The organism is Ralstonia sp. 1B3 (genome assembly GCF_036631435.1).
Genome location: NZ_JAPNUG010000041.1, coordinates 53009 through 67564 on the forward strand (window position 1 = coordinate 53009; position 14556 = coordinate 67564).

10 protein-coding genes and 3 pseudogenes are annotated in these 14556 nt (G+C 65.2%); 8 read left to right on the forward strand and 5 right to left on the reverse strand.

Going from position 1 to position 14556, the window contains the following annotated elements:
• Positions 1 to 61 precede the first annotated feature (61 nt).
• The 4 genes and pseudogenes from OWR21_RS12165 to OWR21_RS12180 all read right to left on the reverse strand — a co-directional run bounded on the left by OWR21_RS12165 (position 62) and on the right by OWR21_RS12180 (position 5257).
• Complete coding sequence (locus OWR21_RS12165; RefSeq protein ID WP_147218522.1) at positions 62 to 1264, reverse strand: sugar ABC transporter permease; 1203 nt, start codon at positions 1262 to 1264, stop codon at positions 62 to 64.
• Between the two features lie 6 nt (positions 1265 to 1270).
• Positions 1271 to 2817 (reverse strand): annotated as a pseudogene (locus tag OWR21_RS12170) (xylose ABC transporter ATP-binding protein).
• Between the two features lie 42 nt (positions 2818 to 2859).
• On the reverse strand, positions 2860 to 3870 hold the full coding sequence (xylF, locus tag OWR21_RS12175) for a D-xylose ABC transporter substrate-binding protein (protein ID WP_147218518.1): 1011 nt from the start codon (positions 3868 to 3870) through the stop codon (positions 2860 to 2862).
• 31 nt (positions 3871 to 3901) lie between these two features.
• Positions 3902 to 5257: a carbohydrate porin gene (locus OWR21_RS12180; RefSeq protein ID WP_027679690.1), complete on the reverse strand. Its 1356-nt coding sequence runs from the start codon at positions 5255 to 5257 to the stop codon at positions 3902 to 3904.
• Between the two features lie 298 nt (positions 5258 to 5555).
• Between OWR21_RS12180 and cynS the strand changes: the two are divergent.
• A pseudogene (cynS, locus tag OWR21_RS12185) lies at positions 5556 to 6000 on the forward strand (cyanase).
• Between the two features lie 4 nt (positions 6001 to 6004).
• On the opposite strand, the gene OWR21_RS12190 reads toward cynS, so the two are convergent.
• Positions 6005 to 6862: a FadR/GntR family transcriptional regulator gene (locus OWR21_RS12190; RefSeq protein WP_332395384.1), complete on the reverse strand. Its 858-nt coding sequence runs from the start codon at positions 6860 to 6862 to the stop codon at positions 6005 to 6007.
• A gap of 352 nt (positions 6863 to 7214) precedes the next feature.
• On the opposite strand from OWR21_RS12190, the pseudogene OWR21_RS12195 reads away from it, so the two are divergent.
• The 7 genes and pseudogenes from OWR21_RS12195 (at position 7215) to OWR21_RS12225 (ending at position 14556) form a co-directional block, all read left to right on the forward strand.
• Positions 7215 to 8407: pseudogene (locus OWR21_RS12195) on the forward strand (ABC transporter substrate-binding protein).
• Between the two features lie 80 nt (positions 8408 to 8487).
• The gene (locus tag OWR21_RS12200; protein ID WP_009240143.1) at positions 8488 to 9345 is read left to right on the forward strand and encodes a branched-chain amino acid ABC transporter permease; all 858 of its coding nucleotides are present in this window, start codon (positions 8488 to 8490) and stop codon (positions 9343 to 9345) included.
• Positions 9345 to 10313 carry a branched-chain amino acid ABC transporter permease gene (locus OWR21_RS12205; RefSeq protein WP_332395385.1) on the forward strand — a complete coding sequence of 323 codons (969 nt, stop codon included), beginning with the start codon at positions 9345 to 9347 and terminating at the stop codon, positions 10311 to 10313. Before OWR21_RS12200 ends, OWR21_RS12205 begins: the two co-directional genes overlap by 1 nt.
• Positions 10310 to 11080: an ABC transporter ATP-binding protein gene (locus tag OWR21_RS12210; RefSeq protein WP_147218506.1), complete on the forward strand. Its 771-nt coding sequence runs from the start codon at positions 10310 to 10312 to the stop codon at positions 11078 to 11080. The genes OWR21_RS12205 and OWR21_RS12210 overlap by 4 nt, the downstream gene beginning before the upstream one ends.
• Positions 11077 to 11793, forward strand: a complete 717-nt coding sequence (locus tag OWR21_RS12215; RefSeq protein WP_063393855.1) for an ABC transporter ATP-binding protein — start codon at positions 11077 to 11079, stop codon at positions 11791 to 11793. The genes OWR21_RS12210 and OWR21_RS12215 overlap by 4 nt, the downstream gene beginning before the upstream one ends.
• A gap of 11 nt (positions 11794 to 11804) precedes the next feature.
• Positions 11805 to 13058 carry a Zn-dependent hydrolase gene (locus OWR21_RS12220; RefSeq protein ID WP_102079207.1) on the forward strand — a complete coding sequence of 418 codons (1254 nt, stop codon included), beginning with the start codon at positions 11805 to 11807 and terminating at the stop codon, positions 13056 to 13058.
• 19 nt (positions 13059 to 13077) lie between these two features.
• Positions 13078 to 14556, forward strand: a complete 1479-nt coding sequence (locus OWR21_RS12225) for a M81 family metallopeptidase (protein WP_332395386.1) — start codon at positions 13078 to 13080, stop codon at positions 14554 to 14556.

The window sequence follows — 14556 nt, forward strand, 5'->3', positions numbered from 1 at the left end:
GTATCGTTCCAGATCGGGAAGGGCCCCGGGCGGGCCCTGAGTGATGAGGGCTCTGCTATCGTCAGCCGCGATTGGAGCCCGACAGCACGTCGATCAGCACCGCGACCACCAGCACCACGCCCTTGACGATCATCTGCCACGAGGCGTCGACGTTCATCTGCTGCATGCCGTTGTCGAGGCTGGCCATGACAAGCGCGCCGATCAGTGCGCCGTAGACGGTGCCCGAACCGCCTCGCATCGACGTGCCGCCGATGAAGCAGGCCGAGATGGCATCCAGTTCGCCGCCCACACCTGCCGAGGGCGAACCCGCCGCGGAACGCGCGGTGGTGATGATGCCCGCGAAGGCGCACATCAGGCCCATCAGCACGAACACGAAGAGCTTGACGCGGCCGACGTTCACGCCGGATAGGCGCGTGGCTTCCATGTTGCCGCCCACTGCATAGACGTGACGGCCGAAGACGGTTTGCGTTGCGACGTACGAGAAGATGGCCAGAAGCACCAGCAGAATCAGCACCGGCAGCGGCACGCCGCTGGCGTCGTTGAGCACCGCGACAAAACCAAACGATGCGGCGGCGATCGCCAGCAGCTTCAGCGCGTCAGCCCACATCGGCGTGAGCGAGAGCGACAGGCGGGCACGCTCGCGGCGGCGCAGCACGGTCAGCACAACGGAACCGGCAACGATGACGGCGGCGAGCGACCACGACAGCCATGCCGGCACGAAGCTCTGCGCAAGGTTGCCGAGATCGTCGGGCACCGGGGCGATCGTCACGCTGTCGGTGCTCCACTGCAGCAGGCCGCGGAACGCCAGCATGCCGCCCAGGCCGACGATGAACGACGGCACCCGCAGCTTGGTCGTGATGAAGCCGTTGACCACGCCGATGGCCGCGCCCGCCACAAGCACCGTGCCCACGGCCAGCCAGGTGTTCCACCCGAGGTTGACGGTCAGGATGGCGACTAGGCCGCCCAGCAGGCCAAGCAGCGAGCCGACCGAAAGATCGATCTCCCCCGCGATGATGACGAACACCATGCCGCAGGCCAGCATGCCCGTGACCGACATCTGCAGGAACAGGTTGGAGATGCTGTTGGGCTTGAGGAACGTGCCGCTGGTCTGGAAGTAGAAGAAGACCCAGATGAGCGCCACGGCCAGCAGCAGCGCCAGCACCTTGTAGCGCACGAACAGTTGCTGGATGGCACGGCCGTCCAGGCGCGGGCCGCCGTTGCCGCCGCTTTGGCGGGCGAGTTGGGATTGCAGGATATTGGACATGGCAATTCAAGCCGCTTGGCGGCCGGGTTCAGCGTTGATTGCAGCAGCCAGGATGCGCTCCTGGGTCAGGCCTTGATTGACGAAGTCGCCGCGCAATTGGCCCTCGCCGATGACCAGGACACGATCGCTCATGCCAAGGATTTCCGGCATCTCGGAAGAGACCATGATGATCGCCACGCCGCTGGCGGCCAGGTCGGCAATCATCTTGTAGATGTCGTACTTGGAGCCGACATCCACGCCGCGCGTGGGCTCATCGAGGATGAGCACCTTCGGCATCGCCAGCACCATCTTCGTGACCACGGCCTTCTGCTGGTTGCCGCCGGAAAGGCTGGCAATCGACAGCGCCGGGCTGGCCGTCTTGATGCGCAGGCGCTTGATTTCGCGGTCGACGGTGGTCAGTTCGGCGCCCTTGTCGACACGCAAACCGCGCGCGTACTGGGCCAGCGTGGCCAGCGTGATGTTTTCGCCCACGGCCATCAGCGGGACGATGCCGTGGCGCTTGCGGTCTTCCGGGACGAGGCAGATGCCGTTGGCAATCGCTTCCGCCGGCGAGCCGACCTTGACCGGCTTGCCCTCCATGATGATCTCGGCGGTGGAGCGGCCGGGGTAGGCGCCAAACAGCGCGGACACCATCTCCGTACGCCCCGCGCCGACCAGGCCGGCAATGCCGAGAATCTCGCCGCGGCGCACGGCAAAACTCACGTTGTCGGTGCGCTTGCGGTTGGGGTTGGTGACATCCCAGCAGGTGACGTTGCGCGCTTCCATCACCACTTCGCCCACGGTGTGTTCCACCTTCGGGAACAGCGATGTCATTTCGCGGCCGACCATCATCGTGATGATGTTGTCGATGGTCATGTCGGCGGCGGGGCGCGTGCCGATGTGCTTGCCGTCGCGGATGACGGTGACGGTGTCGCACACGCGCTTGACCTCATCGAGCTTGTGCGAAATGTAGACGCACGCCACGCCGCTGCGCTTGAGGTCGTCGATGATGGACAGCAGCACCTCGATTTCCTTGGCGGACAGCGACGAGGTCGGTTCGTCCAGGATCAGCAGGCGCGCGTTTTTGGCCAGCGCCTTGGCAATCTCGAAGAGCTGCTGGTGGCCGCTGCCGTAGTTCATCACGGGCGCGGCCACGTTCACATCGGTCAGGCGCAGGCGGGCGAGGAGTTCTTCTGCCTTGGCGTGCATGGCGTCGTAGTCCATGCGGCCCCCGGCTTGGTGATCTCGTTGCCGAGGAAGATGTTCTCCGTGACGGAGAGCTGCTGCACCAGCATCAACTCCTGATGGATGATGACGATGCCGGCGCGCTCGCTGTCGCGCACGGAATGTGCGTGCAGCGGCTCACCTTCCCACAGGATCTCGCCTTCGAAGGTGCCGTAGGGGTAGACCCCCGACAGCACCTTCATGAGGGTCGATTTCCCGGCGCCGTTCTCCCCGCACAAACCGACGCACTCGCCCGGCTTCACTGCCAGGCTGACGCCGTCGAGCGCGCGCACACCCGAGAACGACTTCACGATGTTGCGCATTTCGAACAGGGTGCCGTTACTGCTCATGGCGTTCTCCTACTGACTACGACTGACCACTGCACCGGCGGCTTACTTGCCGAAGATCTGCTGATGCGTATAGAAGCCATCCTTGACGACGGTGCTGTCCAGGTTGTCCTTGGTCAGCAGCGTCGGGGTCAGCAGCACGGTGTCGACGTCCTTCTTGCCGTTGTTCAGCTTGGTGTTGAACTTCGGCGTCGTGCCCTTCACGAGGTCGACGGCCATCTCGGCTGCGGTGGCGGCGATCTGCTTGATCGGCTTGTACACCGTCATGGCCTGCGTGCCTTCGGCCACGCGCTTGACGGCGGCCAAGTCGGCGTCCTGGCCCGACACTGGCACCTTGCCCGCCAGCTTCTGGCGTGCCAGCGCCTGGATCGCGCCGCCGGCCGTGCCGTCGTTGGAGGCAACGATGCCCTGGATGTTGTTGTTGTTCGCGGTCAGCGCGTTTTCAACAATGTTCTGCGCCTTGGAGGGGTCCCACTCCGGCGTCCACTGCTCGCCGACGATCTTGATGTCGCCCTTGTCGACGTACGGCTTGAGCACCTTCATCTGGCCTTCGCGCAGCAGGCGTGCGTTGTTGTCGGTCGCGGCGCCGCCCAGCAGGAAATAGTTGCCCTTCGGCGCGAGCTTGACCACGCCCTGCGCCTGCAGCTCGCCCACCTTCACGTTGTCAAAGGTCACGTAGCCGTCGATGTCGGCGTTCAGGATCAGGCGGTCATACGACACCACCTTGATGCCCTTCTTCTTGGCGCTGGCGATGGCGTTGCCCAGCACCTTGGAGTTGAACGGCACGATCACGAGCACGTCGACGTTCTGGGCGATCAGGTTTTCGATCTGGGCGATCTGCTTGGCTTCGTTGGCGTTGGCCGACTGCACGTTGACGGTCGCGCCCAGTTTCTTGGCCGATTCGACAAAGTAGTCGCGGTCGTGCGTCCAGCGCTCCACGCGCAGGTCGTCGATCGAGAAGCCGATCACCGGCGCTTCCTTGCTGGCGTGGGCCGAGGTGGCGGCGAAGGTCAGGACCGCCGCAGCGGCGAGGGTATTCAGTACGCGGGAAATCATGAAAGGTCTCCTATTGTGCGCAAGTGCGTGCTTAGAACGTGACGCCGGTCTTCAGGCCGACGACGAAGGCATTCTTGTTTTGCGAAGTGCCGCCCGGATGAAGGATGTACTGCAGATTAGGACGGAAGTACACAGACTTCACCGGCGACCAGCTGTAATACAGCTCGCTCACGTATTCGTAACCGTCACCCACCACGGTATTGGCGCCGGTGCGGGCATTTGTCTGACGGACAAAGTCGGCGTAGCGGCCGTTATTGTGCGTAGCACCCACGGCAAAGCCCACCGTGTCGGACAGGCGATCGAACGGCCCCTTGTACTGCACGCCCACCGAGATCTGATGATCGGTCTGCGCGGTGTTGCGATCGGCCTGCGAGAAGTTCAGGAACACCGTGGCGCCGCGTCCGTCGGGTGCACCCGTGATCTGCTGCTGCAGGTTCAGGTAGACGCCGTACTGGCCGTTGCGCTGCTTGGCGTCCAGGCCGGTGATGCCGCGGGCGTTGCCGTTCACGTCTTCGTACAGGTCTTTGCCGTTCGAGGTGTTGTACCAGACGCCTGCGCGGTACGTGCCCGGGCGGCCCTCGATGGTGGGCATCCAGCCGAATTCCAGCGGAATCAGCGCGCCGGTGGTGCCGCCGGGGTTGTTCAGCTTCCAGCCGTTGCGGCGGGCCCAGCCGTCATCCACGTAGTTCGGGTTGACCTGGTACACGCCGATCTGCGCATAGGTTTCGGCCGAGGTGTGCACCTTGGCGCGTGCGCCCCACTGGCTGGTCGGCCAGTTCACCCAGTAGCCGCCCACCAGGTTGCCCGGTTGCGAGCCGCAGAACGTCAGGTTCTGGAAATCGCACGAGAACGAGAAGAAGTCTTCACCCACCGTCACGCGGCCGGCCTTGATTTCCAGGCGGTCGTTGAGCAGCTTCTGGTTCAGCCAGAACTGCGTCAGGTGCCAGGTCTGGCCGCGGCCATAGACTTCCTGGATCAGCATGTTGTTGCCGATGTTCGCATCGCTGCCGAGGTTGCGGCCGTTGCGGTCGGTGACGGTGGCCTGGAACGTGGCGCCCTGCCAGCCGACAAGTTTCTGCAGGTCCAGCGCCGTACCGATGACCCATTGATCGGTGTAGCGCGTGAGATGTTCGGTACCGCCGCTGAAGTTGTGCGCAACTTCGCTGCCGTAGCCGAGGTTGAAGGTCACGCCCTGTTCGGCCAGACGGGTGCGCAGGCCGCCCCAGTCGCCGGTCAGATACGGGCTGGTGGTGATGTCATACGCGTGGGCACTGCCTGCGCCCAGCGCGAGTACGGCGGCTGCAATGGCCGACGCGCCGACGCGTTGACCAAAGCGCGTGTTGCGGGATTGACGACGTGCGGCCGGACGTGCGGCTTCAAGCTCCATGGACTGTCTCCTGATATTGGACCGGCTGTCATGCGTGACAGCGGTGTCAGCGTTCTCTTCTGAATAGTGTGGCGGGCCGACGGACGCAAGAATGGCCACAATTGACAGCGCTGTCAATCTCGGGGTTTGCCCTAGTTCGGGTGGCGTTGGACGCTGTGCCGTGGATCGCGCGGCCCGATGTTGCGGCGCAAAAATCGGTGCCGCCCGAGCGAGCCCCGCCCGGGTCACCGGGCTTCGTACATGGCATCGACCTTGCTCATGTTGCGCGCCGTTTCCTCAACCCATTGGAGGTGCCGATATGCAACGCGAAGATGTGACCGAAATGATCGTCCTGCAGAAGATCAGGAAGCAGTTGAGCTGGGTCCAGTTGGCCGAGGTGATCGGCCATAGCAAGGGAGTGGAGCACCGCTGCGCTGCTCGGCCAGATGACGTTGACTGAAGCACAGGCCAAGGCCGTGGGCGCGGCATTGGAATTGCCGGAAGAGGCCGTCGCGCTGCTGCAGGTGCCGCCGTACAAAGGCTCGCTCCCGACGGCCGTGCCGACCGACCCGCTGATCTATCGCTTCTACGAACTCATCAGCGTGTACGGCACGACATTCAAGGCGCTGATCCACGAAGAGTTTGGCGACGGCATCATGAGCGCCATCGATTTCAACATGGACCTCACCCGCGAGCCCGACCCGAAGGGCGATCGCGTGCGCATCGTCATGAGCGGCAAGTTCCTGCCCTACAAGACTTACTGAGCCGTCACGCGTCGTCTTCGCTGTGGCCGCTGCCGTCGCTGTGGTCGTGTTCGTCGATCAGCGGCCGATGGCGGCGCGGCATCTCGGAGTCCAGCACGAGGCGGCCGTGCACGCGGCCCTTCATGCGCGTGACGTGATGCGTGCAGTCGTCCATGTGCGTACTCATGAGTTCACGCACGGTGTCGGCGTCGCGCGCGCGGGCCGCATCGAGAATCTGTCGGTGGAATTTGACATTGGATGCGCCGAACTTCGCGTGATCCTTCGGCGAGGTTTCGTTGCCGAACACCACAAGCTGCCGGATCATCTCGTTGATCAGCTCGCAGCAGAACCGCAGCATCGGATTGGGATTGGCCGCAGCCAGGATGTCGTGAAAGCTCAGATCTTCCTGACGCTGGTCGAGCGGCGCAGCGGCCTTGGCGGAAGCCGGGTCGCACAGGTCGATGGTGTGCTCGAGCGCCCGGAAATCGTCTTCGGTGAGGTGCGGTACCGCGCCTGCAGCCAGTTCAGGTTCAAGCAGACACCGCACGGTGTACACGTCCACAATGCCGATGTCCTTGAAGAACAGATAGTTCTGCATGAGCTGGAACGTGCGGTCCAACGGTACCTCGACGATGGTGCCGCCGCCCGCGGGGCCCGTGCTCACACTCACCAGGCCTTGCACCTCCAATGACTTGAGTGCCTCGCGGATGGTGCCCTTGCTGACCCCGAAGGTCTCCTGCAGCTTGACCTCCTGTGGCAGCTTGTCGCCGGGCTTGAGGTTGCGCTGCGTGATGAGCCGCTTCAGTTCTTCTGCAACGAGGTCGGCGCGCTTCTGCTTGCGGATGCCGATCGACGCCGTCTTGCCTGGTCCGAGTGTGGCCATGAATGTCCGTTCCTTGTTGCGCGCATTCTAACTGCCGGGTTGTGCTGCACGGCCTGCCCGACGTGGTGCATGCATGCCCTTCGATCGTGCGCACGCACCGCGTATCCGCATCGTCGCCCGGCACCTCCATCGCACACACCTTGGCGTAACACCGACCTCGTCGTCGTTGACGCGGCGTGGAGGCGGCTTCTATGATGATTTCGCCTATTTATCATAACAAATATAAGAAACTGGTCTGGTTCTTGCTCGACGTGATGGTCGGCGAAAACCTCGCCGGTCAAGGCTAGGAGGAAGCTGCCGCCGGTGGTGGCTCCGAGCGCTGTTCTGTATCCACGAACCCAAGGAGTGCGCTTTGAATCGTCGAGACTTGCTCAAACTGGCGGCGTTGTCGGCCGTGCCCGCGTCGCTGCTGCAGGCCCGTTCTGCGTGGGCTGCCGACGCCATCGAACTGGGCTGTCCGGTGCCGATGTCCGGCCCGTTCGCCGCCAACGGCAAGTTCGCCGACCTCGGCATGAAGCTGGCCGTGGAGCAATACGGCAAGGTGCTGGGCCGGCCGCTGGTATATAGCGTGCTCGACACCGAAGGCAAGCCGGCCACGGCCGTGCGCAAGGTCCAGGAGCTCGCAGCAGAACGCGCGCTACTTCGCGGGCGGCATCCTGTCGTCCGAATCGCTGGCGATGGGCAAGGAGGCGGAGAAGTTCGGCGGGGTGTTCATCACGACCGCGGGCGCCGATGAAATTACCGGCAAGGACTGCAACCGCGCGACCTTCCGCTGGTCGGTGCCGACGTACGGCGCCATCGAGCACCGTGCGCCCGCTGATCGAATCGATGCCCAAGGCCAAGCGCTGGTACACGATCACGCCGCAATACGTGTTTGGCGACGGGTTGCTGTCGGCGGCCAAGAACATCTTCAAGGAAAAGGGCATCGAGCATGTGGGCAACAGCTATCACGCGCTCACCGAGAAGGAATTCAGCGGCTACCTGACCAACGCAATGGCTGCCAAGCCCGACGTGCTGCTGATCCTGAACTTCGGCTCGCAATCGTCCGACACGCTGCGCCAGGCGGTGAGCTTCGGCATGAAGAAGAACACGACGATCCTGGTGGCGTGGGCGTCTGGACTGGAGCAGTTCGAATCGCTTGGCGCCGATCTGTGCGATGGCGTGTACTTCGGCGCGCAGTACTGGCACGACGTCGATACGCCCGCCAACCGCGATCTCGTGAAGCGCACGCAGGCCGCGTTCAAGACCAACCCCAACTACAGCCTCGCCGGCTCCTACACCTGCACGAAGATCCTGCTCGACGCGATGGCCAAGGCCGGCAGCGCCGAGCCGAAGGCCGTGATTGCCGCGCTGCAGGGCATGAAGTACGACGGCCTGACGGGCCCCGAAGAAATTCGCGCGGCCGACCACCAGGTGCTCAAGAACTACTACCTGCTCAAGGGCAAGCCCAAGAACCGCATGAAGGACAAGGACGACTTCGCCGAAGTGGTCGCCGTCGGCAAGGCGTTCCTGCCGGTCGAGCAGACGCAGTGCAAGCTGGCCTGAGGGTCTGATCTGCCGCACGCCCGGCTTCAGTTGCTGAAGCACGGGCGCCTGTCTTCCTGAGTGCCATTTCGGTCAACGCAATGAACGTCTACCTGCTCCAGGTCGTCAACGGCGTGGGGATCGGCATGCTCTACTTCCTGCTGGCGGTGGGGCTGTCGATCATCTTCGGGCTGTTGCGCTTCGTCAATTTCGCCCACGGCGCGTTTTATGCGCTGGGCGCGTATCTCTGCTTCCAGGCCCTGCAGATGGGCATGGATTTCTGGCTGGCGTTGGTGCTTGCGCCCATTGTCATCGGCGCGCTGGCGTGGGTGACGGAGAAGGTGCTGCTGCGCCACGTCTACGCGCAGGCGCACGAATTCCACATCCTCGTCACGGTGGGTCTGGCCCTGGTCGTGCAGGAATTGATCATCGTGGCGTGGGGGCCGCTGGGCGTGGATGTGCCGGCGCCCGATGCCTTGCAGGGCGTGGTGATGTGGGGCGATTTCGTCTACCCGAAATACCGCCTGTTCGTCATCGGCTTTACGGCCGTGCTGGCGCTCGCCCTGTGGTGGCTGCTGGAGGGCACGCGACTGGGCAGCGCGGTGCGGGCGGGCAGTGAATCGACGGAGATGGTCTCGCTGCTCGGCATCAACGTGTTCCGCCTGTTCAGCTTGATGTTTGCACTGGGCGCGGCGACGGCAGCGGTGGCCGGGGTGCTGGCGGCGCCCATTCGCGGCGCGGAACCCTTCATGGGCGTAGAGGCCCTCGGCGTCGCCTTCGTGGTTGTGGTGGTGGGCGGCATGGGCAGCTTTGCGGGGGCGCTGGTCGGCGGCCTGCTGGTCGGCATCGTGCAGAGCCTGATGAGCACGCTGTGGCCCGAGGGCGCGCGGCTGATGATCTACGTGGCGATGGCGGCCGTGCTGCTGCTGCGCCCGCACGGCCTGCTGGGGAGGGGATGATGCAAGCCGCATTCCATGGAATTTCGCGACACCGCTTCTGGTGGCTGGCGCTGGGCGTGACGTTGCTGCTGCCGCTGGTGCTGAGGTCCGGCACGTTAGCCACCGAAGTGCTCGTCTACGCGATGGCCGTGATGGCCTGCAACCTGCTGCTCGGCTACACGGGGCTGCTGTCGTTCGGGCAAGGCATCTTCTTCGGGCTCGGCAGCTATGCCGCCGGCATTGGCCTCACACAACTGGCGCTGCCGATGCCGGTGGCGCTTGTCCTGGCCGTGGTGGTGGGCGCGGTCGTGGCGGCGGTGGTCGGCTGGTTTGCCATCCGCCAGCGCGGCACGTACTTCGTCATGCTGACGCTGGCTTTCTCGCAGATGTTCTATTTCCTGGCCTACACCACGCCGTCGCTCACGGGCGGCGACAACGGCCTGCTGGATGTTCCGCGTCCGGCGTTTGCGGCGTCGCCGTGGGCGTTCTACGCGTTTGTCGCGGCGCTGTTCCTCGTCGTGTTCTTCCTCGTGCAGCGTGTGACGGAATCGGTGTTTGGCCGCACGCTGCTGGCCATTCGCGACAACGAAGAACGTGCGCTCGCCGTCGGCTACAACGTGCGCGCCTTCAAGCTGCTCGCGTTTGTCATCTCCGGTGCGGTGACGGGGCTGGCGGGCGCCCTGCACGCCATGCTCACGGGCATCGCGCCGCTGGCCAATATCGACTACCACGTCAGCGAGATGATTCTAGTGATGACCGTCATCGGCGGCACGGGCAACGTGTTTGCCTCGGTGTTGGGCGCAGCGTTCTATGTGTTGCTGTCGGACTGGCTCTCGAGCCTGTGGCCGCGCTGGCTGATGCTGCTGGGCTTCCTCTTGATTGCGGTGAGCCTGTTCATGCAGCGCGGGCTGTTCGGGCTCGGGCAGAAGCTGTGGCAGCGCCTGCGCGCGCCGCGACACGCACCGGCGGTGCAGGAGGAGCGCGCATGACCACCACGCCCATCCTCCAGGCCACCGGCATCGTCAAGCAGTACGGCAAGTTCACGGCACTGGGCGGCGTTGACTTGCGTGTGATGCCCGGCACGGTCCACTCCGTCATCGGGCCCAACGGCGCCGGCAAGACCACGCTGTTCCACATGCTCACGGGCACGCGCATGATCACCAGCGGCACCATCGTCTTCGATGGCCACGACGTGACGCGTGAAGCCGACTACCAGCGCGTACAGCGCGGCATCGCGCGTTCGTTCCAGGTGACGAGCCTGTTCCCGAGTCTGTCGGTGCGCGAGAACCTGCGCCTGGCCGCACTCGGCACCACGCCGCGTCGCGCCATGCACGGCTGGCGCCTGCCGCAGGGCGATCTGGCTTGCACCGATACGGTCGACCGCGTGCTCGATCGACTTGAGTTGCCGCGCCTGGCCGACACGCCGGCGGCCGCGCTTTCGCACGGCCAGCAGCGGCGGCTGGAAGTCGGCATGGCGCTGGCCGCCAACCCGCGCGCGATCTTTCTCGACGAGCCGACCTCCGGCATGGGCGTGGACGACCTGCCCGCCATGAAGGCGCTCATCCGCGGCCTGGCGCAGGACCACACGGTCGTGCTGATCGAACACAACATGGACATCGTGATGGACATCTCCGACACGATCACCGTCATGCAGCAGGGCAAGGTGCTGATGGAGGGCACGCCCGATGCCGTGCGAGCGGACCCGCGCGTGCGCGCCGCCTATCTCGGCAACATGATCACGGGAGGCAAGAAATGACGACGACGGCGATTCTCGACGTTGCAGACCTCCACGGCTATTACGGCAAGAGCCACGTGCTGCAGGGCGTGGCGCTCACGGTGGGCGAGGGTGAACTGGTGACGCTGCTCGGCCGCAATGGCGCGGGCAAGTCGACCACGCTCAAAACGATTGCCGGCGTCGTCACGCCGCGCGGTGGGCACGTGCGTTTTCGCGGCCGCGACATTGCCGGGCAACCACCGCATCGCATTGCCGCGCAGGGCTTGTGCCTGGTGCCTGAGCATCGCGGCATCTTCAAGCTGCTGACCGTGGAAGAGAACCTGAAGCTCGGCGCGCGGCGGGATTCTCCGTGGCAGCTGGCCGACATCTACCGCATCTTCCCGCGCCTGCATGAGCGGCGGCGCAACGGCGGCGCGAATCTCTCCGGCGGCGAGCAGCAGATGCTCGCCATCGGGCGCGCGCTGATGAACCACCCGCGCCTGCTGATGCTCGACGAGCCTGTCGAAGGTCTGGCGCCCGTCATCGTGGAAGAGATCGTTGCGCAGCTGAAGGTCATCAAGCAGGCGGGCGTGTCCATCCTGCTCGTCGAACAGAACCTCGAAGTCTGCACGCAACTCGCCGATCGCCACGTGATCATCGAACAGGGCCGCGTGGTCTACACCGGCACCAACGAAGCCTTCCGCGCCGACGACGCCATCAAGGACCGCTACCTTGGCGTCGGCCTGGCCGCTTAAACGTACACATCATGACGACCACCCAACTCGACACCACCTTGCGCATCAACGGCGCACGCCTGTGGGACACGCTCATGCAGCAGGCGCGCATCGGCGCCACGCCCAAGGGCGGCGTGCGGCGCCTCGCACTGACCGATCTCGACCGGCAAGGCCGCGATTTCTTCGTTGCACAGGCCGAAGCCGCGGGCTGCACCGTGCGCGTCGACGCCATCGGCAACCTCTTCGCGCGCCGGCCGGGGCGCAACAACGCGCTGCCGCCCGTCATGACCGGCAGCCACATCGACACGCAGCCGACCGGCGGCAAGTTCGACGGCAACTACGGCGTGTTCGCCGGCATCGAGGTTGTGCGCGCGCTCAACGATGCGGGCATCGAAACGGAAGCGCCCATCGAAGTGGCCGTGTGGACCAACGAAGAAGGTTCGCGCTTCGTGCCGGTGATGATGGGCTCCGGCGCGTTCATCGGCGAGTTTGCGCTGGACGCCGTGCTGGCCGCGCAGGACCGCGACGGCGTGGCCGTGGGCGAGGCGCTGCGCAGTATCGGCTACGCGGGGAGTGAGCCTGTTGGAGGCCGAGCCGTCGGCGCCTACTTCGAAGCGCATATCGAACAAGGGCCGGTGCTGGAGGCGCACGCCACGACCATCGGCGTGGTGACGGGCGCGCTCGGCCAGCGCTGGTACGACGTGGTCTTGACCGGCATGGAAGCGCACGCCGGCCCCACGCCGATGGAGCTGCGCCGCGATGCGTTGCTGCCCGCCGCAGAACTCGTCGGCATTGCCAACCGCATCGCGCTGGAGCGCCCGCCCCATGCACGGGCCACGGTGGGCTGCCTGAGCGTGCATCCGGATTCGCGCAACGTGATTCCGGGCCAGGTATCGATGACGATCGACTTCCGCGCGGCCGACGACGCGATGTTGTCCGACATGGACGCGGCGCTGCATGACGCAGTGGCAGAGTTGCGCACACGCAGCGGCATCGACATCGCATTGCGCCAAGTCGTCTACTTCCCGCCGCAGCCGTTTGACGCCACGTTGGTGAACGCGGTGCGCAGCGGCGCGCGGCAGCTCGGGTTGTCGGAGATGGACGTGATCAGCGGCGCAGGCCATGACGCGGTCTACCTGGCGCGTGTGGCCCCCACCGCGATGATCTTCGTGCCCTGCAAGGACGGCATCAGCCACAACGAGATCGAAGACGCCCGCCCCGAACATCTGGAAGCCGGGGCCAATGTGCTGCTGCACGCGATGCTGCAGGCCGCTGGCCGCGTTTGACACCATCACCCGACCGCTCATGCGCATCCTGATCGCCCGCTTCAATCACGAGACGAATACGTTCTCGCCGGTGCCAACGCCGCTGGCATCGTTCCATCCGCACTACGGCGCCGACGCGTACCGCGCCGCCAAGGGCACGCGCACGGCGGCCGGTGCGTTCATCGATCTGGCAGAGGCGGCAGGCGCGGAAATCGTTGTGCCCGTCGTGGCCGGAGCGAACCCCAGCGGACGCGTCGCTGCCGAGGCGTACACCACGTTGTGCGACGCCATCGTCGCGGCGGCGCCGGGCTGCGATGCGCTGTTGCTCGACCTGCACGGCGCGATGGTCGCGGAGAACAGCGACGACGGCGAAGGCGATCTGCTCGAACGCCTGCGTGCGGTGGTGCCCGACGTGCCGATTGCCGTCGCGCTCGACTTGCACGGCAATCTCACGCAGAAGTTCATCGACTTGGCCGACATCGCAGTCAGTTTCAAGACGTATCCGCACGTTGACATGTACGAAACCGGCGAGCACGCCGGCCGCCTGCTGTTCGACAAGCTGGCCGGCCGCGCGAATCCCGTGCTCGCGTGGCGCCGCCTGCCGATGGTCACGCACACCCTGCGCAGCCGCACCGACGAAGGCGCGATGCACCGCGCTGTGGCGCTCGCCAAACAGGCCGAGAACGACGGCATGCTCGCCGTGTCGGTCCTGGCCGGATTCGGGCTGGCGGACATTGCCGCCCCGTGCCTTTCCGTCGTGGTGGTCGGCAACGGCGACAAACATGCCGCCGACGCTGCGGCGCAACGCATTGCCGATGCCATCTGGGCTGATCGCGAAGGGTTTGTCTATCGCTCTGAACCGCTGACCGAATCGATCGCGCGCGCAGCCAGATTGGCGGACGCGCCCGGCAGCGGCCCCGTGCTGCTGCTCGACCACGGCGACAACTGCATGTCCGGCGGCACGTGCGACGACATGCACGTTGTGCACGAAGCGTTGCGGCAAGGCTTGAGAGGCATCGCTGTCGGGCCGGTGTGCGACCCGGAAGCCGTCGCGGCGATGATCGAGGCGGGCAAGGGTGCCACGGTCACGCTGCCGGTCGGCGACAAGGTGCCGCTCGTGCAGCTCGGCATCTACCCCGTGCCGCGCGCGCTGACGGGCAAGGTTGTCGCCATCAGCGACGGCGAATACACCATCACGGGGCCGACCTATACCGGCCAGCGCATCCGCATGGGGCGAACGGCGCTGCTCGACATCGGCGCGGCGCAGATCGTCGTCACCGAGACGCCGCAGGAGCATTGGGACCTCGGCATCTTCACGCACATCGGCGTAGACCCACATGCCGCGCGCTTCGTGCTGTTGAAGTCGCGCATGTATTGCCGGCCCGTGTTCGTGCCCATTGCCAGGGCCGTAGTGGAGTGCGACGGCGGCGGCGTAACGAGTTCGGACTACGCGCGCTTCCCGTTTGCCAAGGTGCAGCGGCCCGTGTTTCCGCTCGATGCGGACGTGGTGGCCGCCTGA